20 protein-coding genes are annotated in these 22,651 nt (G+C 69.8%); 10 read left to right on the forward strand and 10 right to left on the reverse strand.

The features are described 5' to 3' along the window. Positions 1 to 28: 28 nt before the first annotated feature. Entirely contained in the window at positions 29 to 991 is a 963-nt protein-coding gene (locus JC881_RS04460) for a GlxA family transcriptional regulator (RefSeq protein ID WP_198784452.1), read from the forward strand. A 14-nt stretch (positions 992 to 1,005) separates the two neighbouring features. Here JC881_RS04460 and JC881_RS04465 read toward each other — a convergent pair whose 3' ends face one another. Then, positions 1,006 to 1,434 carry a VOC family protein gene (locus JC881_RS04465; RefSeq protein WP_198784900.1) on the reverse strand — a complete coding sequence of 143 codons (429 nt, stop codon included), beginning with the start codon at positions 1,432 to 1,434 and terminating at the stop codon, positions 1,006 to 1,008. Between the two features lie 92 nt (positions 1,435 to 1,526). Here JC881_RS04465 and JC881_RS04470 point away from each other — a divergent pair, with 92 nt between their 5' ends. Next, complete coding sequence (locus JC881_RS04470) at positions 1,527 to 2,108, forward strand: TetR/AcrR family transcriptional regulator (protein ID WP_198784453.1); 582 nt, start codon at positions 1,527 to 1,529, stop codon at positions 2,106 to 2,108. Positions 2,109 to 2,231: 123 nt separating this feature from the next. Here JC881_RS04470 and tssF read toward each other — a convergent pair whose 3' ends face one another. Then, positions 2,232 to 4,112, reverse strand: a complete 1,881-nt coding sequence (gene tssF / locus JC881_RS04475; RefSeq protein ID WP_198784454.1) for a type VI secretion system baseplate subunit TssF — start codon at positions 4,110 to 4,112, stop codon at positions 2,232 to 2,234. 46 nt (positions 4,113 to 4,158) lie between these two features. Beyond that, entirely contained in the window at positions 4,159 to 4,746 is a 588-nt protein-coding gene (gene tssE, locus JC881_RS04480) for a type VI secretion system baseplate subunit TssE (protein WP_443083328.1), read from the reverse strand. Positions 4,747 to 5,203: 457 nt separating this feature from the next. Between tssE and JC881_RS04485 the strand changes: the two genes are divergently transcribed. The 3 genes from JC881_RS04485 (at position 5,204) to JC881_RS04495 (ending at position 8,493) form a co-directional block, all read left to right on the forward strand. Continuing rightward, entirely contained in the window at positions 5,204 to 6,598 is a 1,395-nt protein-coding gene (locus JC881_RS04485) for a DUF2868 domain-containing protein (protein ID WP_198784455.1), read from the forward strand. Beyond that, positions 6,595 to 8,025, forward strand: coding sequence for a GTPase/DUF3482 domain-containing protein (locus tag JC881_RS04490; protein ID WP_198784456.1), 1,431 nt, complete (start codon positions 6,595 to 6,597; stop codon positions 8,023 to 8,025). The genes JC881_RS04485 and JC881_RS04490 overlap by 4 nt, the downstream gene beginning before the upstream one ends. 105 nt (positions 8,026 to 8,130) lie before the next feature. Next, on the forward strand, positions 8,131 to 8,493 hold the full coding sequence (locus JC881_RS04495; protein WP_198784457.1) for a hypothetical protein: 363 nt from the start codon (positions 8,131 to 8,133) through the stop codon (positions 8,491 to 8,493). 6 nt (positions 8,494 to 8,499) lie between these two features. On the opposite strand, the gene JC881_RS04500 is transcribed toward JC881_RS04495, so the two are convergent. From JC881_RS04500 to JC881_RS04515, 4 genes are read right to left on the reverse strand one after another with little or no spacing between them, the layout of a single operon-like run. Further along, positions 8,500 to 10,734, reverse strand: coding sequence for a xanthine dehydrogenase family protein molybdopterin-binding subunit (locus JC881_RS04500; RefSeq protein ID WP_198784458.1), 2,235 nt, complete (start codon positions 10,732 to 10,734; stop codon positions 8,500 to 8,502). Between the two features lie 2 nt (positions 10,735 to 10,736). Next, on the reverse strand, positions 10,737 to 11,732 hold the full coding sequence (locus JC881_RS04505; RefSeq protein ID WP_198784459.1) for an FAD binding domain-containing protein: 996 nt from the start codon (positions 11,730 to 11,732) through the stop codon (positions 10,737 to 10,739). After that, entirely contained in the window at positions 11,725 to 12,387 is a 663-nt protein-coding gene (locus JC881_RS04510; protein ID WP_198784460.1) for a (2Fe-2S)-binding protein, read from the reverse strand. Before JC881_RS04510 ends, JC881_RS04505 begins: the two co-directional genes overlap by 8 nt. A gap of 42 nt (positions 12,388 to 12,429) precedes the next feature. Beyond that, a complete protein-coding gene (locus JC881_RS04515; RefSeq protein ID WP_198784461.1) occupies positions 12,430 to 12,885 on the reverse strand; it encodes a DoxX family protein in 456 nt (151 codons plus the stop codon). A gap of 120 nt (positions 12,886 to 13,005) precedes the next feature. Here JC881_RS04515 and JC881_RS04520 point away from each other — a divergent pair, with 120 nt between their 5' ends. Next, positions 13,006 to 13,914 (forward strand): LysR family transcriptional regulator, encoded by a 909-nt coding sequence (locus JC881_RS04520; RefSeq protein WP_198784462.1) that lies wholly within the window; start codon positions 13,006 to 13,008, stop codon positions 13,912 to 13,914. A 4-nt stretch (positions 13,915 to 13,918) separates the two neighbouring features. On the opposite strand, the gene JC881_RS04525 is transcribed toward JC881_RS04520, so the two are convergent. Then, positions 13,919 to 14,920 carry a sialic acid TRAP transporter substrate-binding protein SiaP gene (locus tag JC881_RS04525; protein WP_198784463.1) on the reverse strand — a complete coding sequence of 334 codons (1,002 nt, stop codon included), beginning with the start codon at positions 14,918 to 14,920 and terminating at the stop codon, positions 13,919 to 13,921. A gap of 504 nt (positions 14,921 to 15,424) precedes the next feature. On the opposite strand from JC881_RS04525, the gene JC881_RS04530 reads away from it, so the two are divergent. Next, the gene (locus JC881_RS04530; RefSeq protein ID WP_198784464.1) at positions 15,425 to 16,420 is read left to right on the forward strand and encodes a Bug family tripartite tricarboxylate transporter substrate binding protein; all 996 of its coding nucleotides are present in this window, start codon (positions 15,425 to 15,427) and stop codon (positions 16,418 to 16,420) included. A gap of 16 nt (positions 16,421 to 16,436) precedes the next feature. Next, positions 16,437 to 18,191: an IlvD/Edd family dehydratase gene (locus tag JC881_RS04535; RefSeq protein WP_198784465.1), complete on the forward strand. Its 1,755-nt coding sequence runs from the start codon at positions 16,437 to 16,439 to the stop codon at positions 18,189 to 18,191. Here JC881_RS04535 and JC881_RS04540 read toward each other — a convergent pair whose 3' ends face one another. Both JC881_RS04540 and JC881_RS04545 read right to left on the reverse strand, forming a co-directional pair. Continuing rightward, a complete protein-coding gene (locus JC881_RS04540; RefSeq protein WP_198784466.1) occupies positions 18,192 to 19,061 on the reverse strand; it encodes a LysR substrate-binding domain-containing protein in 870 nt (289 codons plus the stop codon). It abuts the gene before it with no gap. 37 nt (positions 19,062 to 19,098) lie between these two features. Next, entirely contained in the window at positions 19,099 to 19,716 is a 618-nt protein-coding gene (locus JC881_RS04545) for a DJ-1/PfpI family protein (RefSeq protein WP_198784467.1), read from the reverse strand. 61 nt (positions 19,717 to 19,777) lie between these two features. Here JC881_RS04545 and JC881_RS04550 point away from each other — a divergent pair, with 61 nt between their 5' ends. Both JC881_RS04550 and JC881_RS04555 read left to right on the forward strand, forming a co-directional pair. Continuing rightward, on the forward strand, positions 19,778 to 21,112 hold the full coding sequence (locus tag JC881_RS04550; protein ID WP_198784468.1) for an aminotransferase-like domain-containing protein: 1,335 nt from the start codon (positions 19,778 to 19,780) through the stop codon (positions 21,110 to 21,112). An 88-nt stretch (positions 21,113 to 21,200) separates the two neighbouring features. Then, on the forward strand, positions 21,201 to 22,646 hold the full coding sequence (locus tag JC881_RS04555) for a glycerophosphodiester phosphodiesterase family protein (RefSeq protein WP_198784469.1): 1,446 nt from the start codon (positions 21,201 to 21,203) through the stop codon (positions 22,644 to 22,646). Positions 22,647 to 22,651: the final 5 nt, after the last annotated feature.

Here is a 22,651-nt window from a genome sequence, read left to right on the forward strand (position 1 = left end):
AAACGACATCTTTGGTGCGATTCACGACATGAAGCTTTGCATCCTCGCCCTCGGCGGCGCGTTCGACACCGGCCTCACCGCGCTGCTGGACACCTTTGCCACGGCGAACGAACTGGCCATGCTGCAAGGGGCAACGTCGCCGCCATTCGACGTGCGGCTCGTCGGCGTCAGAAGGCGCATCCGCACGGCCATGGGGTTCACCACGATGGTCGAGCCGGCGGGCGCGCTCGGGCGGCCCGACTGGGTGGTGGTGCCGGCGCTGAATGCCAAGCAGCCTGTGAGCCTCGTGGAAGCCTTGGGGCGGCGCGATGTGTGCGAAGCGAAGGCGCACCTCCGCGCCTGGCATGCGGAGGGCATCGGCATCGCCGCCGCCTGCATCGGCACCTTCCTGCTCGCGGACGCGGGGCTGCTGGACCACGGCGAGGCGACCACGACCTGGTCGCTCGCGCCCCTCTTTCGCCAGCGCTATCCGGCGGTGAAGCTGGACGATTCGCGCATGGTCATCACATCGCGCGGCGTGGTGACGGCGGGCGCGATGATGGGCCACCTCGACCTGGCGCTCTGGCTGGTCCGGCAGGCCAGCCCCGAGCTGGCGGCGCGCGTGGCGCGGCTGATGCTGGTCGACAGCCGCTCCTCGCAGGCGCAGTACATCATTCCGGATTTCGTGGCCCATGCCGATCCGCTGATGGCGCGGTTCGAGCGCTGGTCGCGCGAGCACCTCGCGCAAGGGTTCTCGCTGCAGGCCTGCGCGGATGCGTTGCATGTTCATCCGCGCACGCTGCAGCGCCGGATGGAAGCGGTGCTGGGCAAGTCGCCCCTCGCGTTCTTCCAGGACCTGCGCATCGAGCACGCCAAGCAACTCGTGGCGTCCGGCGGCGACCTCGAGGCGATCGCGGCAGCGGTCGGCTATGCCGATGCCTCGACCCTGCGGAACCTCCTTCGCCGCAAGCTCGGCCGCGGCGTGCGGGAGCTTCGCGCGGAAATGAGATAACGGCGGCCCTCTTATCAGGCCGGCAGCGCGCCGGCCTCGTACTGTGCCGCGAACTCCCCGCTCGGCGGGATCGGCTTGATGATGTCGATCAGCACCCCGTTCGGATCGCGCGTGATGAAGTGCCGCTGGCCGAAAGCCTCGTCGCGCAGCGGCAGCAGGATCGGCAGGCCCGCCGCCTTCAGCCGGTCGTGAACGGCGTCGGGGTCGTCCACCTCGAAGTTCAGCAGCAGCCCGCCCACCACCTGGCCGCGCGCCGGCGCGGGAATGGTCTCGTGGCGGCCATCGAGCACGGCCAGGTTCACCGAAGGCTCGCCCTCCAGCTGCAGGTGCACGTACCAGTCGCTGGTGAAGAGCGGCACGAAGCCGAAGTGCGATTGGTAGAAGGCGGCGGTGCCGGCCACGTCTTCGGTCATGACGACGGGGTAGTAGCTCGTGACTTTCATGGGAAGCATGGGACAGGTCCTTTCATAAAACATACAGACTGTACGTAAATTGAATATTAACCTACAGACAGCCTGCATGTAAATTACCTCCCATGGTCACCAACCGCGAACGCACCGAAACCACCCAGCTCGCACTGATCGAAGCCGCCCGCGCGCTCTTCGTCAGCAAGGGCTACGGCGACACCTCCACCCCCGAAATCGCGCAGGCCGCGGGCATCACGCGCGGCGCGCTGTACCACCACTTCGCGGACAAGCGCGACCTGTTCCGGCAGGTGCTCGCGCGCGAGGCGATGGCGGTCGCGGCCGACATCGAGGCCGCGACGCCCGAGCGGCTGGGCCCGCGCGAGGCGCTGCTCCAGGGCAGCGAGGCCTACCTGGACGCCATGACCGTGCCGGGCCGCACGCGGCTCCTGCTGGTCGATGGCCCCGCGGTGCTGGGCATGGCCGAGTCCATGGCGATCGACGATGCCAACGCGGCGCAGTCGCTGCGGGAGGGCTTGAAGCGCGCGGGCATGGGGCGCGGCCAAGTCTCCGTCGATGCGCTGTCGCAGTTGCTGTCGGCCGCCTTCGACCGCGCCGCGCTGGAAATCGACGCGGGCGCCGATGCCAAAGAGGTCCGCGCGGCCATGCGCTGGCTGATCGAGCAGGCGCTGGGGCCCGTCAAGAAACGCTGACCCGTCCTGACTCGAGTTGGCCGTCAATCCACAAAAACCGTTCGGGCTGAGCTTGTCGAAGCCTCGCGCGGCGCTTCGACAAGCTCAGCGTGAACGGTTTTATCTTTTCGAACGCACTGGGTATCAGACGATCCCGCGCCCGCCCATGCGCACGGGCCACCTGGCCACCGTGCCGCGCTGCATCGATTCGAGCGTCGTCTGCGTGAACACGTTGATGCTCACGTGCCGCGCGAGGTAGTGCTCCAGCACCACGCCCAGGAGGTACGGGCTCGTGCCCGAGAAGCCCTCTTCGTCGACGCTCAGGGTGCACTGCACGCCGCGCCCGTAGATCAGCGGCCCCGAGCCCGGCAGGCGCCGCGTCACCGGCTCGATGCGCGAGCCCACGAGGCTGTCGATCTGCCGGCGCAGCACGTCGCTGTCGGCCGAGACGAACAGCCGCAGCATGTCGCGCAGCGCCTGCGCGCCCTCGCGGTGCGGCATGTCGGCCAGCGGCAGGTGGTTGAAGCCCAGCTGGCGAATCAGCCGCCAGGCGATTTCGCGCTGCGCGAACGGCGACTTCGGCGTGCTCGGCGGGCGGATCAGGCCCACCGCCGACACCGGGATCGAATCGGACACCGCCAGATCCGAATGCCCGTTGCGCGGCACCAGGCACGGCAGGTCGCGGTTCGTGAGCATCGCCTTCACCGAGAGGTAGCGCAGGCTCTCCGGATACGGCGCCTCGTGCTGGTCGACCAGCGAAAGAAACACCTCGGTGCCGATGTACGGCGTGCGCGTGCCGTACTTGCGCGCCGTGTCGGACACGAGCCGCGGCTCGCGGCGCACCGAGAAGTAGCGGCCGTGGTTGCCCTCGTCTTCATTGAGCGTCTGGTAGAGCGGGCGGAACTCCATCTCGGCCGTGGTCTGCGCCTGCTGCCCCGCAATGCGCTGGACCGAATAGACCTCGAAGTCGAGCGGCCGCGAGCGGTCGGGCACCAGGTGGAACTCGGGCTGCGCCGCGTTGAGCTCGATGCGGTCGGTGCGCCGCTCGAAGAGGTTGACCACCGGCGTGCTGAAGAGCGCGAACTGCCCCGCATCGACCAGCGCGCCCAGCGGCCCCGGCGGCTTGCTCAGCAGCACGAGGATCTCGACCTCCTTGCCCTGCACGCGCGCAAGGCCCGGCGCCAGCTGGGTCAGCGTGAAGAAGTAAAAGCGCTCCGGGCACGCGAAGTATTCGTGCAGCAGGTTGTGCCCATGGAAGGTGTTCCACGCGAGCGGCAACAGCCCCTGTCCCGGCGCGAGCCCTTCGTGCACCAGCGCACCGTCGGTCACCACATGCGGCCGCTCCATCAATCGGCCAGGCTCGCCGACGAAGGTGGCGACCGCCGAGGTGTGCAGCAGCTCGAACAGGTGCGAGGCCACGTGCTCGTTGCCGCGCAGGTAGATGGGCAACCGGTCGAGCCCGACCAGCGCGCCGAAGCCCATCTCGCCCACGGTGCGCAGCTTCAGGCGCAGCGCGCCCGTCACCTGCACGTGCGGCGGCAGGTAGCGCTCCAGCGCGGGAATGTCGGGCGGCGCGCCGGTGAGCTTCGCATCGACGATCTCGATGGGCCACAGCGTCACGTCCTGGCTGGAGCGGAACTCGCACGGCGTTTCCTCGCCCGCCGGCACGCGCGCATGGAAGGCCGTGCCGCGCGGCACCGCGAAGCCGCGCGTGAAGTCGCCCTCCTTCACGCTCGGGTGCAGTTGCGCCACCGCCATCGACGGCGTGGGGCTCAGGTAATTGGGATACAGCACCTCGAGCAGCCGCTGGGTGAAGCGCGGGAACTCCGCGTCCAGCTTGATCTGCATGCGTGCCGAGAGAAAGCTGAACGACTCGATGAGCCGCTCCACGTACGGGTCGGCCACCTCGATGCCGTGCATGCCCAGGCGCCTTGCGATCTTCGGGTGCGAGGCCGCGAACTCGCTCGCGGCCTCGCGCATGTAGACCAGCTCTTTGTTGTAGTAGTCGAGGAGTTGCGGGTCCATGGTGGCGTGTTTTCCCTGAATGAAGTCTGCTGTTGTGATGAAAGGATCAGCGCGCGGAAGAGATCACGCGCATGCGGTTGGTTTCCAGATCGACCGCGCTCTGCACGGTGAAGGCCAGCGGGTAAGGGCTCAGGTGGATCAGCGCGCGGATCTCGAACAGCAGCACGTTGTAGTCACCGGCCGCGCCGCCCTCCTTCATGAGCGGCACGACCGTCACCGTCTCGGGGATCAGCCGCGGCTCGTAGTCCTGGATGGCGCGGCGGATGATGCGTTCGATGTCGGCCCACTTGCGCTCCGACAGGTAGCTTCCCGCGAGCGGCGGCACGCCGAAGTTGATGGTCGAGGACGCCGCCTCGGCATGGCGTGTGCGATCGATCAGGTCTTCGGCGTTGGTGGTGTTGAGCAGGTAGGCCAGGTCGCGCTGCACGATGCTGCGCATCTGCGCGGGCGTCACCGCGTATTCGGACGGCAGCTCGCTCTCGCGGCTCGGGGCTTCGTCGCGCAGGCGGTCGAACAGCGTAGGGAGCAGTTGCGCGTTGGGATGCATGGCCGGGGCATCGGCCGGCCGGAGCGAACGGGCGCCGGGGTGCGCGGGGTGGGTGCCTGTGAAGGACGACTGATCGGAAGGTCGCATGGCGGGGCCTCTCTGCTTTCTGGAAGCGCCCGAGTCTTGCGTGGATGCGCGCCGCGCATTGCAAACAATGGTCACATCTGCCGGCGCGCGCTGACAAAGCCGCCCAAACCGGAGATTTGTCATGGCCGGTGCGCTTCGCGAGTCCTACAGCACCCGCCGCCTCCCGCCGACATCGGCCGCGGCGCCGAAGCCCGATCCTTGATTCATCCCAATCAACGAGGAGTCCTCGCGTGAATTCCATCATCTATATCGTCGGTCTGGTCGTGGTCGTTGTGGCCGTGTTGTCGTTCTTCGGCCTTCGCTGAGAACGCACCGCGCTTTTTTCGATCCGACATCCCTTCGAGAACGGGGCCGCATGCGGCCCCGTTTCTCATGGCCGCTCGCAAGGCGCCGGGCATAATTCCGGCGCCCCGGCACGCCGCGGGGCACGACCCGGCCACTTGCGAGAAGGACCCTGTTGATCAACACCGCGTTGCGCGAACCTGCCTTTCCGGATGCGGTGATCACCGAGGCGATCCGATGGACCGAAGAGCGCGGTCCGCTCGACGACGCGCAGGCCCTGCGCACCGCCGCCTCGCGTGCGAGCGACGGCCATGCCCGCATCACCGAACGCGCCCTGCAGCTGGGCGAACGCATCGGGCTCCAATCCGAAATGACGCGCGCACGCCAGTGGGCGCCCTGGGTGCTGCTCGCGCTGGTGGCGCTGATCGTCGTGGCGGGGCTGGTCCTCGCGGGCAATGTGGTGGGCGGCGGCGAGCGGCACATCAACGTGATCGTCGCGCTCGTGAGCCTGCTGGGCCTGCATGCGCTCACGCTGCTGCTGTGGCTTGCCGGCCTGTGGCTGCCGTCGGGCGCGTTCGGCACCGCGTCGCTCGGCTGGATCTGGCTGTCGCTCACCGCGCGCGCGGCGGGCGGCAAGCGCGGCCAGGCACCGCTGCTGGTGCGCGCGACCACCGGCCTCCTGACGCGCGCCCGTCTGTTGCCGTGGGCCTTCGGACTCGTGAGCCACGGCATCTGGTCGCTGTCGTTCGCCGTGGTGCTGGCCGCGATGCTGTTCGCGCTGGCCTTTCGCAGCTACACGCTGAGCTGGGAGACGACGATCCTCGATCCGGCCTTCTTCGTGCGTGCCGTGCAGGTGCTGGGCTGGGCGCCGTCGCAGCTGGGCTTTCCGGTGCCCGACGCGGCCACCGTGCTTTCCGCCTCGCCCGGCGCCGCAGGCCAGCGCACCTGGGCGATGTGGCTGACCGGCTGCATCGTGGTCTACGGCCTGTTGCCGCGGCTGGCGCTCGTGCTGTTGAGTGCCGCCGTCTGGCGCAGCCGCCGCAAGGCGCTGCAGCCCGACTGGAGCGAGCCCTATTACCGCAAGCTGCTCGCGCGCTTCGCTGCGCTCGCGCCGGCCGCCATCGTCGATGCCGACCCGGGGCGCACGCGCGGCGCCGCGCCCGCCCGGCCGGCGCCCTCCGAACTGCAGGACGCGCTCTTCGTCATCGGCTTCGAGCTGCCGCCCGACATGCCCTGGCCGCCCGCAGGCCTGCCCGTCGATGCGGCGCACGTGCAGCGCATCGACGGCAGCGCCCCCGCCCGCCGCACGCTGCTCGACCAGCTGGCACAGGCCCGCCCGCGCGCCGTGCTGCTGGTGTGCCACGCCGCATCGAGCCCCGACCGCGGCACCGAACGGTTCCTGCGCGAAGTGCTCGCGCATTGCGGCGAGTGCCGGCTCTGGCTGGCCGGCGCGACCAGCGACGATGCAACCACCCGCTGGACCGATTGGCTGCGCGACACCGGCCTCGAACGCATCGCGGCCAGCGACCGGCTCGACACCGCCTTGCAGGCGCTGGACCCCACGCCATGACGCAAGAAGCCGCCATCCGCATCGCCGTCGTCGGCCACACCAACGCGGGCAAGACCTCGCTGCTGCGCACGCTCACGCGGCGCGTCAACTTCGGCGAGGTGTCGCAGCGCCCGGGCACCACGCGCCATGTCGAATCGGCCGATCTCGACGTGGACGGCACCACCGCCGTGCGCTTCTTCGACACGCCAGGCCTGGAAGACGCGGTGGCGCTGCGCGAGCACCTCGCGGGCTTCGACGCAGGGGCCACGCCGCCCGAGCGCATCCGCCAGTTCCTGCAGGGCCCCGAAGCCCACGGTGTGTTCGAGCAGGAGGCCAAGGTGCTGCGCACGATGCTCGACATCGACGCGGCCTTTCTGGTCATCGACGTGCGCGAGCCGGTGCTGCCGAAATTCCGCGACGAGATCGAGCTGCTCAACGCCTGCGCGCGCCCCGTGCTGCCGGTGCTCAACTTCGTGCGCGATGCGGCCAGCCGCGAGCCCGCGTGGAAGGAGCTGCTCTCGGCCTACGGCCTGCACGTGCAGGTGCGCTTCGATGCGGCCGCGCCTTTCGTCGGCGCCGAGCGCGACCTGTACAACGACCTCGCCACGCTGCTGCGCGAGCGCCGCGACCAGCTGCGCGGCGTGGCCGATTTTCTCGATGCCGAGGCCGCCGAACGCCGCCGGTCCGCCTGCACGCGCATCGCCGGCTTGCTGGTCGATGCCGCAGCGATCCGCCGCACCGTGTCGGCCGCCGAGTTTGCTGACACGGCGCGGCGCGAAACCCTCGTCGCCGCCCTTCGCAAGACCGTGTTCGACAAGGCCCAGCGCTGCACCGACGACCTGCTCGCGCTCTACGGCTTTCGCCAGGGCGATGCCGACGAGGCGCCGCTGCAGGCGATCGAAGGCCGCTGGACGCTCGATTTCTTCAGCCCCGAAGCGATGAAGGACGCGGGCCTGCGCCTGGGCAAGGGCGCCGTCATCGGCGCCGCGGTGGGCGTGGTGGCCGACCTCGCGGTGGCGGGCATTTCGCTCGGCGCGGGCGCGGCATTGGGCGGCGCCATCGGCGGCGCGGTGTCGCAGGGCTGGGGGCCGCTGGGCCGCAAGCTCGCGAACAAGCTGCGCGACGTGCACGAGGTCACGGTGGAAGACGGCGTGCTGTTCACACTGGTTGCCTGGCAGCTCAAGCTCACGCAGGCGCTGGAGCAGCGCGGGCATGCGGCGACGCAGCGCATCAGCGCCCAGGCCTCCGAAATGCCCGAGGACGGCGACGCGCCCACGCGCGCCGCGGCCGCCGCGGCAACCGCAGTGCGCGGTGCGCAGCCCGCGCGCAACCACCCCGAATGGGAACAGAGCGGCATCGCGACGCGCAGCTTCTGGCGCCCCTCGCCGCAGCGCGAGACGCTGGTGGCCGATCTCTCGCGCACCCTGCTCCCCGCCTTCGAGCCCTGACGCCGGGCTTGGCTTGCAGCCGGCGTTGGCCGGCTCCTACGCACCGGTCGCGGCAAACGGTCCAGCGTTCCGACGATGTTCACCGGCACATCGAAAGGAAACCCCATGGCCGTCGAATGCAAGCTCCTGTCCACCCCGCTCGTCGGGCGCATCTGGGAAGGCCGCACGCCGATTGCGCGCGCGGACGAGTACCTGCGCTACAGCGTCGAGCACGGCATCGCGGAGATCGCGAAGAAGCCCGATTGCCTCGGCGTGCAGTACTTTCGCAAGCTCAACGGCAACGTGGCGGAATTCCGCACCGTGTCGTTCTGGCGCTCCATCGACGAGATGCAGGCGATGCACGCCAAGCGCGCCGGCGATCCGCTGCGCGTGGCGCCGCTCGCGCGCGATGCGGAGTTCCTGCTGGAGCTGCCCGAATACGTCGACATCGTCGAGGTGCATGTCAATTCGTTCGGCGGCAGCCGCTGAAGAAGCTCAGCGCTCCAGCAGGTCCTCGAGCATCAGCGGCAGCCGGCGCAGCCGCTTGCCGGTCGCGTGGAACACGGCGTTCACGATGGCCGGTGCCACGCCCACCATCGCGACTTCGCCCAGGCCCTTGACACCCAGCGCGTTGAGCCGCGGGTCGGGCTTGCCGACGAAATCGACCTCGATGCGGCCGATGTCCGCCGCCACCGGCATCACGTATTCCGCGAGGTCGGCATTGAGAAAGCCGCCGTAGCGCGCATCGACCTCGCTCGCCTCGCGCAGCGCGGCGCCGATGCCCCAGACCACGCCGCCTTCGACCTGGCTGCGCGCGGTGCGCAGGCTCGCGACCGCGCCGCAGTCCGCCACGCTCACCACGCGCGGCACGCGGATCCGGCGCGTGGTCGGCTCGATGCGCACCTCGACGAAATGCGCGATGAAGCTGAAGGCGACGTAGTCGGGATACACCGGCCCCGCCGCCGCGGGCAGCCCGCCGGTCAGCCGCCCGAACACCTGCTCGGGCTGGCCCGGCGCACGGCGCCGGCTTTCGGCTTCGGCGAACGGGCGGCCTGAGGCGCGCAGCAGCGCGACCGCGGTGACGCCGCTTCCGCTGCCCGTGCTGCCCGCATTCTTGCGCAGGTCTTCCATCAGCCGCTGCGCGGCCTCCAGCACCGGTGGCAGCGCCGTGGCCGTACCCCAGGAGCCCGCGGTCACGTGCTGCGGCGCGGCCGTCGTATCGCCGAGCGCGATCTCGATGGCCGCGACGGGCGCGCCGAGCGCGCGTGACACCGTCACGGCAATCGCGGTGCGCATGCCCTGCCCCATCTCGTGCCCGCCGACCGCCACGCGCACCGTGCCGTTGGTGTTGAGCCGCACGGTCGCGATGGCCGGTGCGACGGCCGCCTTGTACGTGCCGATCGCCACGCCCCAGCCGACGAGGCTGCCGTCGGGCGCGCGCATCGAGCCGGGCGCCATCGTTCGGCGCGCCCAGCCGAAGGTCTCGCTGCCCTTGATGAGGCACTCGGCCACATGGCGCGAGGAAAACGGCTTGCCGGTGAGCGGATCGGCCGCGGCATCGTTCGCGAGCCGGAAGGCCACCGGGTCGCGGCCGAGCGCGTAGGCCATCTCGTCGACGGCGCTCTCGAACGCGAAGGCGGCCGGGTGCTCGAAGGGCGCGCGCATGTAGCCGGGCGTCTGCACATCGGTGCGCACCAGCCGCTCCCTGCCCTGGTAGTTGGCGATGCCGTACAGCCGCGAGGTGATCTCGGTGCCGAACGAGGGAAAGAGGTCGTGCCGCGAGGTCTGCTGGTCGATCTCGTGGACTGCCGCGACAAGTCGGCCCTCGCGGTCCGCGCCGAGCCGCACATGGTGGCGGCTCGCGGGGCGGAAGCTCGCGTTGTGGAAGAGCTGCGCACGCGTCATCACCAGCTTCACCGGCCGCTGCAGCGCGCGCGCCGCAATGGCGACCAGCACGGTGTGCGACTGCAGCGAGTTCTTCTGCCCGAAACCGCCGCCCAGCGTGGGCGAGAGCACGCGCACTTTCGCGGGCTCGATGCCCAGTTGCTTTGCGAGGCCGTGGCGCACGCCCTCGGCGTTCTGCGTCGGCTCGCGGATGGTGAGCACGCCGTCGTTCCACTCGGCCACGGTGGCGATGATCTCCATCGGGTTCTGGTGCTGCGCGGGCAGCGTGTAGCGCAGGTCCACCGTCACGGCGGCGCTTGCGAGCGCGCCCTGCGCATCGCCCACGCGCCGGTCGGCGAACATGGGTTGCGGCAGCACCGCGGCCTGCGCGAGCGGTTCGGCATCGGGCGCGTCCAGGGTCGCGACGAACGGCGTCGCCTCGTACGCGACCACCACCAGCCCGGCCGCCTCGCGCGCGACTTCGAGCGTGTCGGCCACCACCATCGCGACGCTCTGGCCGCGGTAGGCGATCTGCGCCGAACGCAGCGGGTAGAAGCTCTGGAAGCCGAAGCCGCCGCCCATGAGGAAGCCGCCGGTGTCGAAGCTGCCGACGTTCTCGTGCGTGAGCACCGAGCGCACGCCGCGCACGCGCTCGGCGGCCGAGGTGTCGATGCGCGTGATGCTGCAGCGCGCGATGCGCGAAGGCACCAGCGCCGCGTGCAGGAGGCCCGGGCGCGCATCGTCGGCCGCATAGCGCGTGGCGCCGCGCACCTTGTCGTGCGCATCGACGCGTTCGGTGCCGGCACGTGGGGTGTTCTTTTTCGTCGTGATCGTGGGATTCGCCATCTTCAGCTCCTGTCCTTTGCCAGCATGAGCGCGTCGGTCACCGTCTCGATGCCCAGCGCAACCTTGAACGCGTTGTGTTCGAGCGGTTTCGCGCCCGCGAAGGCCAGTTCGGCTGCGCGCCGTGCGGCGGCGCGCGTGAGCGGCATGCCCACGAGGCTGCGCTCGGCCTCGGCCGCGCGCCACGGCCGGGTCGCGACGCCGCCGAGCGCGATACGCGCATCGGCCACGCGGTTGCCGCGCAGGTGCACCGCCACCGCCGCCGAGGCGAGCGCGAAGGCGTACGACTCGCGGTCGCGGATCTTGTGGTACGTCGACGCGCGGCCGACGGGCCCGCGCGGAATGCGGATGCGCACGATCAGCTCGTCGGCCGCCAACACCGTCTCCAGGTGCGGCGTGGCGCCGGGCTCGCGGTGCAGTTCGCGCACCGCCACCGTGCGCTCGCCGCGCGGGCTCACGGTGTCGACGACTGCATCGAAGGCGGTGAGCGCGATCGCCATGTCGCCCGGGTAGATCGCCACGCAGGCGTCGCTCCCGCCGAGCACCGCATGCCCGCGGTTCGCGCCGCCGATGGCCGCGCAGCCGCTGCCGGGCACGCGCTTGTTGCAGGCGAACTCGGGGCCGCCGCGAAAGTACGCGCAGCGCGTGCGCTGCAGCAGGTTGCCGCCGACGGTCGCCATGTTGCGCAGCTGCTGCGAGGCGGCTTTCCACAGCGATTCGGAGAGCGCCGGAAATTCGCGCAGCACCACCGCGTGCTCGGCCACGTCGCTCATCGCCGCGAGCGCGCCGATGCGCAGCTCCGTGCGGTCGCTCGCGTCGATGCGCGCGAGCCCCTCGATGCGCGTGATGTCGATCACCGTGGCCGGCGCTTCCACGCCGAGCTTCATCAGATCGAACAGCGTGGTGCCGCCCGCGAAGTAGCGCGCGCCGGGCTGGTGCTGCACGAGCAGTTGCACCGCCTCGCCGGTGCTGCGGGGGCGCAGGTAGGCGAAGTCATGCATGGCGGGCTCCCTGGCTGCGAAGCATCTGCGGCGCGGCTTCGCGGATCGCCTCGAGGATGCCGGCGTAGGCGCCGCATCGGCAGATGTTGCCGCTCATGTATTCGCGGATCTGCGCGTCGCTGGTGGCGTGGCCTTCGCGCACGCAGGCGATCGCCGCCATCACCTGGCCCGGCGTGCAGTAGCCGCACTGCAGTGCGTCGTGGTCGATGAAGGACTGCTGCATCGGGTGCAGCGTGCCGTCGGGCGATTCGATGCCTTCGATGGTGGTGACGGCGCAGCCGTCGGTCTTCACCGCGAGCGTGAGGCACGAGGCCACGCGGCACCCGTCGATGTGCACCGTGCAGGCGCCGCACTGGCCGTGGTCGCAGCCCTTCTTGGCGCCCGTGAGGCCCAGTTGCTCGCGCAGCACGTCGAGCAGCGAAGCGCGCGGCTCCAGCGCCAGCTCGTGCGACTTGCCGTTGACGGTGACGCGCGTGGCTTGCGAGCCGGCGTGCGGGTTCGCGGGCGCATCAGGCGCATCAGGCGCGTCGGTCGTTGTGGCTGCGGCGCCGCCGGCCGCGGCAACGCCGGCACTGGCCGCGGTGGTCATCATGAAGGTGCGCCGGCTGAGCGCGGGTTGGCCGCCCGCCGCACGCCATGTCGGTGTGTCGTTCATCGTGGACTTTCTTTTTTGGGGGAGAAGAGATCGGCTCGCGCGTCAAAGCTCGCGGCCGCGCCATGCATCGACCGAGCCGCGCCCGCTGCCGCGCGCGGTGATGAAGAGCGCCACGAACACCAGCATCAGCGGGTACTCGAAGCCGCGGTCGATCCAGGGAAAGGTGGGCGCCAGCAGCCAGCTGATGACCAGCATCTGCACCGTCACCATCGGCGCGACCAGGCGCGTGAGAAAGCCCACCGCCAGCATCAGCCCACCCACGCCTTCCAGCAGCGCGATGAACCAGCCGATGAGCGGCGCGGCCGGCAGGTGCAGCACGTTGGCGATCAGGTTGACCGAGCCGGCCATCGGGTCGGCCATGGAGCCGTGGCTGCGGCCCAGGAGCTTGGGCACGCCGTGCGTCATGAGCATCAGCCCGAAGGCGATGCGCAGCAGCAGGTAGCCCAGGGGTTCGAGGCGGTCGCAGAAGCCTCTCAGGCGCGGAAAGATCAGTGGCATGAAGTCGCTCCTCTTGTGGTCGAGGGCGAGTCTCTCTATTCCCTTGCGCTGAATAAAGAGTCAAAACCTGTCAATACAATCCAACAGGACTCAACAATCAACACCGAGGACGGACACCAGATGGACCGCTTCGATGCCATGCGGCTGTTCACCCGCATCGTCGAGCTGGGCAGCTTCACGCAGGCCGCCACCACGCTCGACATTCCGCGCGCCACCGCCACCCATGCCATCAAGGAGCTGGAGGCGCGGCTGCAGGTGCGGCTGCTCGAGCGCACTACGCGCCAGGTGCGCACCACGGCCGATGGGCAGGCCTTCTACGAGCGCTGCCGCCACCTGCTGCGCGACCTGGAAGACGCGGAATCCTCGCTCGCGCAACTGGCCGTGAACCCGCGCGGGCGGCTTCGCATCGACATCCACGGCGCGCCCGCCAACGACCTGCTGCTGCCGCGCATCGGCGAGTTCCATGCGCGCTATCCGCACATCGAGCTTGCGATGGGCAGCGGCGACCGGCTGGTCGACCTCGTGCGCGAAGGCGTGGACTGCGTGGTGCGCGCGGGCGAGCCGCGCGACTCGTCGCTGGTCACGCGGCGCCTCGCGCTGGTGCCGCAGGTCACCTGCGCGAGCCCGGGCTATCTCGCGGCGCACGGCACGCCGCTGCAGCCGGCAGACCTGGCGCAGCACACCGGCGTCAATTTCTTCTCGGCCTCGCGGCCCGATGTGTTCCCCTACCGCTTCGAGGTCAAGGGCAAGGTCCAGGAACACATGCTCAAGGGCTGGATCAGCGTCAACAGCGCCGACAGCTACAAGCTCTGCGCCGAGCAGGGCTGCGGAATCATCCAGGTGCCGCGCTACGGCATCGAGCGGCAGCTGCGCGAGGGCACGCTGGTGGAGATCCTCGCGCACGCGCCCTGCCCGCCGATGCCGCACTCGGTGCTGTACCCGCACCACCGGCAGCTCTCGCCGCGGGTGCGGGTGTTCATCGACTGGGTGACCCAGGTGTACGTGGACCGCTTCGGCCCGCTGCGCTAGCGGATCAGTTCGCGCCCCCGGCCAGCGCCTGCAGCTTCGCATAGTCGCCCGGCCGCGCGCCGAACTGCTCGGGCGTCGAGCGCCTGGCGATGCGCTCCAGGAACGCCTGCCGGTTGACCGGCGAGACGGTCATGCCCTTGCCGCGCAGGAACTGCTCGTCTTCCAGCTCGCCGGCGATCACGCCGACGTTGGTCCACTTGGCGGTTTCCACGAGCGTCTTCTCGACCATCGCCTGCTGGGCCGGCGTGAGCTTTGCCCATGCCGCCTTGCCGATCACGATGCCCAGCGTGTCGTAGATGTGCCCGGTCAGCTGCACGTATTTCTGCACCTCGTAGAGGCGCTTGTCCTTCACCGTGCCGAGCGGGTTCTCCTGCGCTTCCACCTCACCCTTCTTGAGCGAGCCGTAGAGGCTCATGAAGGGCAGCGTGATGGGCTTGGCGTCCAGCGCGGTGGCGAAGAGCTGGTAGGCCGAGGCATCGGGCACGTAGAGGCGCAGGTCGCGAAAGTCCTCGGGTTTGAGCAACGGCTTGCTCGACGTGACCTGCCGCGCGCCGTAGTACACCGGGGCCACCATGTGGTTGCCGCTCTTCTCGTCGTAGCCCTTCATCAACTCCGCGAGCAGCGGGCTCGCGAGGTACTTGCGCATGTGGGCGAGGTCCTTGAAGGCGAAGGGGTAGCTGCCCAGCCGCAACGGCGGGTAGCCCTCGGCCAGCGTGGCCTGCCCGACGTAGGCGATCTGCATGGAATCGTTGGCGAGCATCAGCGCGAAGTCGCCCTCCTGCCCCAGCTTGGACGAGGGCACCACCTCGATCTTGATCTTGCCCTCGGACTGCTCGCCGATCTTGCGCGCCGCCAGCTCCGCCTGCTGGTGAAAGATGCTGCCGGGCTCGAAGACGTGGCCCCACTTGAATTGCAGCACTTGGGCCTGGGCGGCCGCGCTCGCGACGACGCCACCCAGTGCCATCAGCAGGACGCCCGCCCGGCGCCACGGCAAGAAGCTTTTCATGAACTCTCCCTCTGTTTGAGAAGGTCAACACAGTGCAAATTGCGCGCCAGTGCACCGGTCGGCCACCGGAAGAAGCCCGGCGAACGGATCGTAAGGATTTGAAACAAAGGTGGTAATCGGGTTTGCCCGACTGCTGCATGCCGCCAAGCCCAGGTCGCCGCCGCATTCAGGATGCGTGCCTCGCGCATACGCATGACCGCATAACCACCAGCGACTGCCACGCAGATCACCCAGGGGCACCTGGATCGACGTGCACATTTCCGCCGCGACCCAAGGAGCGGGCAGCTCGAACCGCCAGGCGGCGACCGCGTTTCTCAAGACGCTTGCCGTGTCGCAACGCGAATGACCGCCGCGCCATGAACATGGGCGTGCGCGCCGGCTAGCGCGCACCGCGCCCCGCCGCACACGCAAGAATCTTTATCTTGTGTCCTTGCCCCAGCCGCTTCAACGCACACGCCCCACGGGCAACACTGCGCACCGAGAGCGAACTGGAGACAACACAAGATGAAAGCCCCCCGATTCCCGCGCCGCCGGGCGCTGCAGGCGTGCCTGGCCGCAGCCCTCGCGGCATGCGCCCCGGCCGTGCTGGCCGCTTACCCCGACAAGCCCGTGAAGCTCGTGATCCCCTACCCGCCCGGCGGCGCCACCGACGTGATCGGGCGCATCGTCGCGCTCAAGCTCGGCGAGCAGCTGGGCCAGCAGGTGATGGTGGACAACCGCGGCGGCGCGGGCGGCAACATCGGCGCCGAGGCGGTGGCGCGGGCGCCGGCCGACGGCTACACGCTGCTGATGGGCGCGCTGACCTCGCACGCGACCATGGCGACGCTGGAGAAAGGGCGCCTGCGCTACGACCTCACGAAGGACTTCGCGCCGGTGATGGTCGTGGGCTCGGTGCCGCTGGTGATCGTGGTGAATCCGCAGGTGCCTGCGACGACGCTGAAGGAATTCATCGCCTACGCCAAGGCCAACCCCGACAAGCTGAATTACGCCTCGTCGGGCGCGGGCTCGCCGCAGCGCATGGCGGCCGAACTCTTCCAGCGCGAGGCCGGCATCCGCATGACGCACATCGCCTACAAGGGCAGCGGCCCCGCGATGACCGACATGGTCGCCGGGCAGGTCAACACGATGGTCGAGACCGCGCCGGCCTCGCTGCCCTTCATCACCGCGAACAAGCTGCGCGCGCTGGCGGTTGCCACGCCGCAGCGCATCTCGATGCTGCCCGACGTGCCCTCGGCCGTGGAGGCCGGCGTGCCGAACCTGGAGGTGAGCTCCACCTTCGGCGTGCTCGCGCCGGCCGGCACGCCCGCGGCCGTCGTCGCGCGGCTGAACGAGGCGCTCGCCAAGGTCGTGCAGTCGCCCGAGGCGAAGGAGATGCTGCTCAAGCAGGGCGTGTACGCGGCACCTCCCACCACGCCCGCGCAGTCGGCCGCGCAGATCCAGGCCGAGGTGGCGCGCTGGAAAAAAGTGATCACCGAGTCCAATATCAAGTCCGACGAATAACCACCCACGACCACCCATGCCAGATTCTCCTTTCGAGCCCGACGACAACGCCCCCGACAGCAACGCAGGCATGCGCAAGGGCCTGACCAGCTACGGCGACCGCGGCTTCTCGCTCTTCTTGCGCAAGGCCTTCATCAAGGGCGCCGGCTTCACCGACGCGGCGCTGGACCGCCCCGTGATCGGCATCGCCAACACGGGCAGCGCCTACAACCCGTGCCACGGCAATGCGCCGCAACTCATCGAGGCGGTCAAGCGCGGCGTGATGCTCGCGGGCGGTTTGCCGATGGACTTTCCGACCATCTCGGTGCACGAGAGCTTCGCCGCACCGACCAGCATGTACCTGCGCAACCTGATGTCGATGGACACCGAAGAGATGGTGCGCGCGCAGCCCATGGACGCCGTCGTGCTCATCGGCGGCTGCGACAAGACCGTGCCCGCGCAGTTGATGGGGGCGGCCTCGGCGGGACTGCCCTCGATCCAGCTCATCACCGGCTCGATGCTCACCGGCAGCCACCGCGGCGAGCGCGTGGGCGCCTGCACCGATTGCCGCCGCTACTGGGGCAAGTACCGCGCGGGCGAGATCGACATCGAGGAAACCGCCGACGTCAACAACCAGCTGGTGGCCAGCGTGGGCACCTGCTCGGTGATGGGCACGGCCAGCACCATGGCCTGCATCGCCGAGGCGCTGGGCATGACGATGCCGGGCGGCGCATCGCCGCCGGCCGTGACGGCCGACCGCATCCGCATCGCGGAGCAGACCGGCGCGCAGGCGGTGCAGATCGCGCGCGACCGGCTCACCATCGACAAGGTGCTCACGCCCGCCGCCTTCGAGAACGCGATGCGCGTGCTGCTGGCCATCGGCGGCTCGACCAACGGCATCGTGCACCTGGCGGCCATCGCGGGGCGCATGGGCCTGGACATCGACCTGCACGCGCTCGACCGCATGGGCCGCGAGACGCCGGTGCTGCTCGACCTGAAGCCCTCGGGCCAGCACTACATGGAAGACTTCCACGCCGCGGGCGGCATGGCGACGCTGCTGCGCGAATTGAAGCCGCTGCTGCACCTGGACGCGCTCACGGTCACCGGCCGCACGCTCGGCGAAGAAATCGAACGCGCCGGCCCGGGCTTCAGGCAGGAGGTGGTGCGGCCCGCGAGCCAGCCGATCTATCCGCAGGGCGGCATCGCGGTGCTGTGGGGCAACCTCGCGCCGGGCGGCGCGATCATCAAGCAGTCGGCGGCCGACGCGAAGCTCATGGAGCACGAAGGCCGCGCGGTCGTCTTCGAGAACGCCGAGGACCTGGTGACGCGCATCGACAGCGAAGAGCTCGACGTGACGGCCGACGACGTGCTGGTGCTCAAGAACATCGGCCCCAAAGGCGCACCGGGCATGCCCGAGGCCGGCTACATCCCCATTCCGCGCAAGCTCGCGCGGGCGGGCGTGAAAGACATCGTGCGCATCTCCGACGGCCGCATGAGCGGAACGGCCTTCGGCACCATCGTGCTGCACGTGACGCCCGAGTCGGCCATCGGCGGGCCGCTGGCGTATGTGCAGAGCGGCGACCGCATCCGGCTCAGCGTCGCGAATCGCGAGATCTCGCTGCTGGTATCGGACGACGAACTTGCGCGCCGCGCGAAGGAAACCGTGGTGGTCGAGCCGACCGCCGACCGCGGCTACAAGAAGCTCTTCCTGCAGACGGTGACGCAGGCGGACAAGGGCGTGGACTTCGACTTCCTGCGCGCGCCCAACACCGTCGGCAAGGTGCCGCGCTGACTAACCGAAGACGGCCCGCGCCTCGGTCAGCAGCGCCTGCGCGAGCGCCGCGCGCGGCCCCTGCGCCGCCCAGATGAGCCCCACGCGCCGCACCGGCGCACGCTCGGGCAACGGCACGCGCGCGATCTGCATGCCGGCGCGCCACATCGGCGCCCAGTCGGGCAGCAGCGCCACGCCGAGGCCGCGCCCCACGAGCGCGGCGACGGCCATGAGGCTGTCGATTTCCAGCCGCTGCCGCACGCGGATGCCGTGGTCGCGCAGGTACCGGTCGGCGAGCTGTCCGCCCAGCACCGAGCGGTCGTAGCGGATGAAGGGCTCGTCGGCCAGCAACTCGTGCGCCGCGCGGTGCGCCATGGCCTCGGGCGCCACCACCACCAGCGGCTCCTCGAGCAGCGTCTCGAAGCTGCAGCCCTTGCCGACGGCGAACTGCGGCTCGACCACGATGGCCGCATCGAGCGCACCGTTCGCCACCTGCCGGCACAGCTCCACCGAACTGCCGGGCGCCACGAACACCGAGAGATCGGGAAAGCGCGCATAGAGGCGCTCGAGCACCGGCGGCAGCACGCCGGTGAGCGCCGAGATGAACACGCCCAGCCGCAGCTCGCCGAGCGAGACGCCGCCGCTGGTTGCGGCGCGCAGGTCGCGCACGTCGCGCAGCACGTTGCGCGCGCGCTCGAGCATCTTCAGGCCCGCTTCGGTGGGGCGCACCGAGCGGCCGGCACGCTGCACCAGCGGCACGCCGATGTCGTCTTCGAGCGCCTTCACGCGCGCGGCGATCGCGGCGGGCGTCAGGTCGAGCCGCCGCGCGGCCTCGGCCATCGAGCCCAGTTCGACCACGGCGACGAAGCTCTGCAGGTATCGCGTATCCATGCGCGCGAATGTACGCGCCGCGCTGAGTGGCCCGGTCTCAGGCAGCGATGGGCACCGGCGCCAGGAACGGCGTGATGTTGCGCATCGCGCGCTCGACGTACTCGTCCTTTTCGCCGACGGGCGCCACGTAGTGCATCGCGCTGCGGGCCGCTTCGGCGCTCACGAGGCGGGCGATGACCCACGCTGCAAGGTACTGTGATGCCAGGCAACCGCCGGCAGTCGCCACGTTGCCATTCGCAACGAAGGGCTGGTTCAGCACGGCAACACCGGCGGCTTCGACCCACGGCTTGGTCGTCAGGTCCGTGCACGCCGGAACGCCATCGAGCAGCCCGAGCTTGGCCAGCACCAGCGCGCCGGAGCACTGCGCGCCCAGCAGTTGCCGCGACGGATCGAGCTGCAACTGCGCCATCAAGCCCGCATCGGCGACCACCTCGCGCGTCTGCATGCCGCTGCCGACGATGACCGCATCGGCCTCGCCGGCTTCGCGAAGGGACGCCTGCGATTCGAGCACCACGCCGTTCATCGACCGCACGCGCGCGGTGGGACTGGCGATCGACACGCGCCAGCCCGGCGTCTTGATGCGGTTGAGGATGCCGAGCGCGATGAGCGAGTCGAGCTCGTTGAAGCCTTCGAAGGTGAGGATGGCGATGTGCATGGGCCGCATCGTAGACAGGGCGATCAATACAATCAAAAAATTGTCATGGATACATTGCCGCATGCCTCAAGCCCGCTACAAGCAATTGGTCGATGCGCTCGCCGCGCAGATTCGCGACGGCAGCCTGCCGCCGGGCACGCGCCTGCCGACCGTTCGCAAACTCGCGGCGCAGAAGGGCCTGGCGCTCGTTACCGCGGGCCGCGTCTACGCGGAACTGCAGGCGATGGGCCTGGTGAGCGGCGAGACCGGCCGCGGCACCTTCGTGCGGGAGAGCCTCTTGCCCCGGGGCCTGGGCATCGACCAGCATGCCGCGGCCTCGGGCATGGTCGACCTGAACTTCAACTACCCGTCGCTGCCGGGCCAGGCCGAGATGCTGCGCGCGGGCCTGCGGCAGCTCGCCGCCTCGGGTGACCTGGAAGCGCTGCTGCGCTACCAGCCGCACGGCGGTCGCCCGCATGAACGCGCCATCGTCGCCGGCCATCTCGCATCGCGCGGCCTCGCCGTGAATGCGGACCAGGTGATGCTCGTGAGCGGCGCGCAGCACGGGCTGGCCACGACCGTCATGGCGCTGCTGCAGCCGGGCGACGTGGTCGCGGCCGATGCGCTGACGTATCCGGGCTTCAAGGTGCTGGCCGAAGCGCACCGCCTGGAGCTGGCGCCGATTCCCGCATCCGGCCACGGCCCCGATCTCGATGCGCTGGAGCGCCTCTGCAAGAGCCGCCGCGTGCGCGCGCTCTACGCGATGCCCACGCTGCACAACCCGCTCGGCTGGGTGATGAGCGCGAGCCGGCGGCGGCAGCTGGTGGCGATCGCCCGGCGGCATGGCCTCCTCATCATCGAGGACGCGGCCTACGCCTTTCTCGCGGAGGACGCGCCCGCGCCGCTCGCCGCGCTGGCGCCGGAATCGACGGTCTACATCTCCGGGATTTCAAAGAGCATCGCGACCGGGCTGCGCGTCGGCTTCGTCGCCGCGCCGACCGCGTGGGTGCCCGGCATCGAGCGCGCGATCCGCGCCACCACTTGGAACACGCCCAGCGTGATGACGGCCATCGCCTGCGGCTGGCTCGAGGACGGCACCGTCACCCGCCTGGAGGCCGAGAAGCGCGGCGATGCAATGGCGCGGCAGGCGATTGCGGCCGGCGTCTTCGCCGGCATGCGGTGCGTGCGCCATCCGTCGTCGTACTTCGTGTGGCTGCCGCTGGCAGAAGAGGTGCGCGCGGACCAGGTGGCCACGGCGCTCATGCGCGACGGGATCTCGGTGTCGACGGCCGAACCGTTCGCGACCTCCGCCCAGGTGCCGCATGCCATTCGCCTCGCGCTGGGGTCGGTCAGCCTGGACACGCTGCACGGCGCGCTGGCGCAGGTCCGGCGCACGATCGACGCATACACCCTCTGAGGCGCGAGCCTCCGGCGGTCACCGTGCCGTCACGGGCCAAACCTAGCATCCGCCGGCCTTCGTCCCTACAAAACATCCGAAAACCAACATGACAAAGAACGTTCCTGCGCCTGCTCCCCGTCCGCTGCGCGCGGCCCTCGTCGCCCTGGGCGGCAGCCTCGTGATCGCAGCCTGCGGGGGCGGCGGCAACGACGGCCCGGTGTTCCCGATCATCCCGCCGGCGCCCGCACCCGCACCCGCGCCTGCGCCCGCCCCGGCACCGCAGCCCTCGCCGCTGGGCACGCTCGACGGTTCCGTGCCGCTGGTCATCGGCCATCGCGGTCTGCCGGGCCTGTTCCCCGAAGAGACGCAAAAGGCCTACGAGGCCGCGGCCGACGCCGGCGCCGATTCGCTGGAGACCGACCTGCACCTCACCAAGGACTGCGTGCTCGTCGCGCGCCACAACCCCTGGCTGAGCGACAACACGAACGTGGCCGACGTCGCCAAGACCAACGCCACCGTGGCCGGCCGCAAGCGCACCGTGCCGGGCGTGCTGGTCGATGTGAAGTACCCGCCCGTGGCCGACAACGGCCCGCCGCAGTACCTGAGCGACCTGACCGATCCGAAGGACCCGAAGTCCGTGCTCAAGTCGCTGATCGTGGACGGCGAGGACCACACCAACGACTGGTCGATCACCGACTTCACGATGGGCGAGCTCAAGCAGTGGATCGCCGGCACCACCTACGACGCCGCCGACCAGCGCCCCACCGAGCTCAACGGCAAGCTGCCGATCCTGAGCTTCCAGGAAGTGATCGACATCGCGAAGGCCAAGTCCAAGTCGACCGGCCGCGCGCTCACCATCTACCCGGAAACCAAGAACCCGATCTGGAACAACGCACAGGCCATCGCCAACGGCTGCGGCGTCGCCGGCAGCCATCCGCTGGAAGACGCGCTCCTGAAGATCATGGCCGCCAACGACCTCAACCGGAAGGACGCGCCGATCTTCGTGCAGAGCTTCGAGCCCGAGAGCCTGAAGTACCTGCGCACGGCCGGCCTGAAGGCCCGCGCGGTGCAGCTGGTGGACGGCAATGCCATCGACTTCAAGACCGGCGAGATGATCTACGTCACCAACGACGTCTACACCTTCGTCGACGGCCGCCCCTACAGCTGGACGCTGGCCGGCAACCCCAAGTGGTTCGGCGAGATGCTCACGCCCGCGGGCCTGGCCGAGGTCAAGACCTACGCCGACGGCATCGGCCCCTGGAAGCCGCAGGTCATGGCGCACACCATCGTGCCGTTCAAGGACAAGGGCACGCTCGCCGACGTGAACACCATCAAGCCCACCGCGCTCATCGCCGATGCGCACAAGGCCGGCCTCATCGTGCACAGCTACACCTTCCGCAACGAGGCCAAGTACCTCGCGGGCGTGTTCAAGGGCGACCCGGTGGCCGAGTACCTGGCGTACTTCCGCGCGGGCATCGACGGCGTGTTCTCGGACTTCGCGAACACCGCCTTCGCAGCGCGCCAGGCGTACCTGAAGGAAACCGGCCGGTAAGGGTC

It is taken from the genome of Variovorax sp. IB41 (assembly GCF_016405905.1).
In the GTDB taxonomy this organism is placed as follows: Bacteria; Pseudomonadota; Gammaproteobacteria; order Burkholderiales; family Burkholderiaceae_C; genus Variovorax.

Bases quoted from the DNA above. Each gene is read 5' to 3' on its own strand.
- JC881_RS04460 (WP_198784452.1), top strand. From the start codon at position 29: ATGAAGCTTTGCATCCTCGCCCTCGGCGGCGCGTTCGACACCGGCCTC.
- JC881_RS04465 (WP_198784900.1), bottom strand. From the start codon at position 1,434: ATGAAAGTCACGAGCTACTACCCCGTCGTCATGACCGAAGACGTGGCC.
- JC881_RS04470 (WP_198784453.1), top strand. From the start codon at position 1,527: ATGGTCACCAACCGCGAACGCACCGAAACCACCCAGCTCGCACTGATC.
- tssF (WP_198784454.1), bottom strand. From the start codon at position 4,112: ATGGACCCGCAACTCCTCGACTACTACAACAAAGAGCTGGTCTACATG.
- tssE (WP_443083328.1), bottom strand. From the start codon at position 4,746: ATGCGACCTTCCGATCAGTCGTCCTTCACAGGCACCCACCCCGCGCAC.
- JC881_RS04490 (WP_198784456.1), top strand. From the start codon at position 6,595: ATGACGCAAGAAGCCGCCATCCGCATCGCCGTCGTCGGCCACACCAAC.
- JC881_RS04495 (WP_198784457.1), top strand. From the start codon at position 8,131: ATGGCCGTCGAATGCAAGCTCCTGTCCACCCCGCTCGTCGGGCGCATC.
- JC881_RS04500 (WP_198784458.1), bottom strand. From the start codon at position 10,734: ATGGCGAATCCCACGATCACGACGAAAAAGAACACCCCACGTGCCGGC.
- JC881_RS04505 (WP_198784459.1), bottom strand. From the start codon at position 11,732: ATGCATGACTTCGCCTACCTGCGCCCCCGCAGCACCGGCGAGGCGGTG.
- JC881_RS04510 (WP_198784460.1), bottom strand. From the start codon at position 12,387: ATGAACGACACACCGACATGGCGTGCGGCGGGCGGCCAACCCGCGCTC.
- JC881_RS04515 (WP_198784461.1), bottom strand. From the start codon at position 12,885: ATGCCACTGATCTTTCCGCGCCTGAGAGGCTTCTGCGACCGCCTCGAA.
- JC881_RS04520 (WP_198784462.1), top strand. From the start codon at position 13,006: ATGGACCGCTTCGATGCCATGCGGCTGTTCACCCGCATCGTCGAGCTG.
- JC881_RS04525 (WP_198784463.1), bottom strand. From the start codon at position 14,920: ATGAAAAGCTTCTTGCCGTGGCGCCGGGCGGGCGTCCTGCTGATGGCA.
- JC881_RS04530 (WP_198784464.1), top strand. From the start codon at position 15,425: ATGAAAGCCCCCCGATTCCCGCGCCGCCGGGCGCTGCAGGCGTGCCTG.
- JC881_RS04535 (WP_198784465.1), top strand. From the start codon at position 16,437: ATGCCAGATTCTCCTTTCGAGCCCGACGACAACGCCCCCGACAGCAAC.
- JC881_RS04540 (WP_198784466.1), bottom strand. From the start codon at position 19,061: ATGGATACGCGATACCTGCAGAGCTTCGTCGCCGTGGTCGAACTGGGC.
- JC881_RS04545 (WP_198784467.1), bottom strand. From the start codon at position 19,716: ATGCACATCGCCATCCTCACCTTCGAAGGCTTCAACGAGCTCGACTCG.
- JC881_RS04550 (WP_198784468.1), top strand. From the start codon at position 19,778: ATGCCTCAAGCCCGCTACAAGCAATTGGTCGATGCGCTCGCCGCGCAG.
- JC881_RS04555 (WP_198784469.1), top strand. From the start codon at position 21,201: ATGACAAAGAACGTTCCTGCGCCTGCTCCCCGTCCGCTGCGCGCGGCC.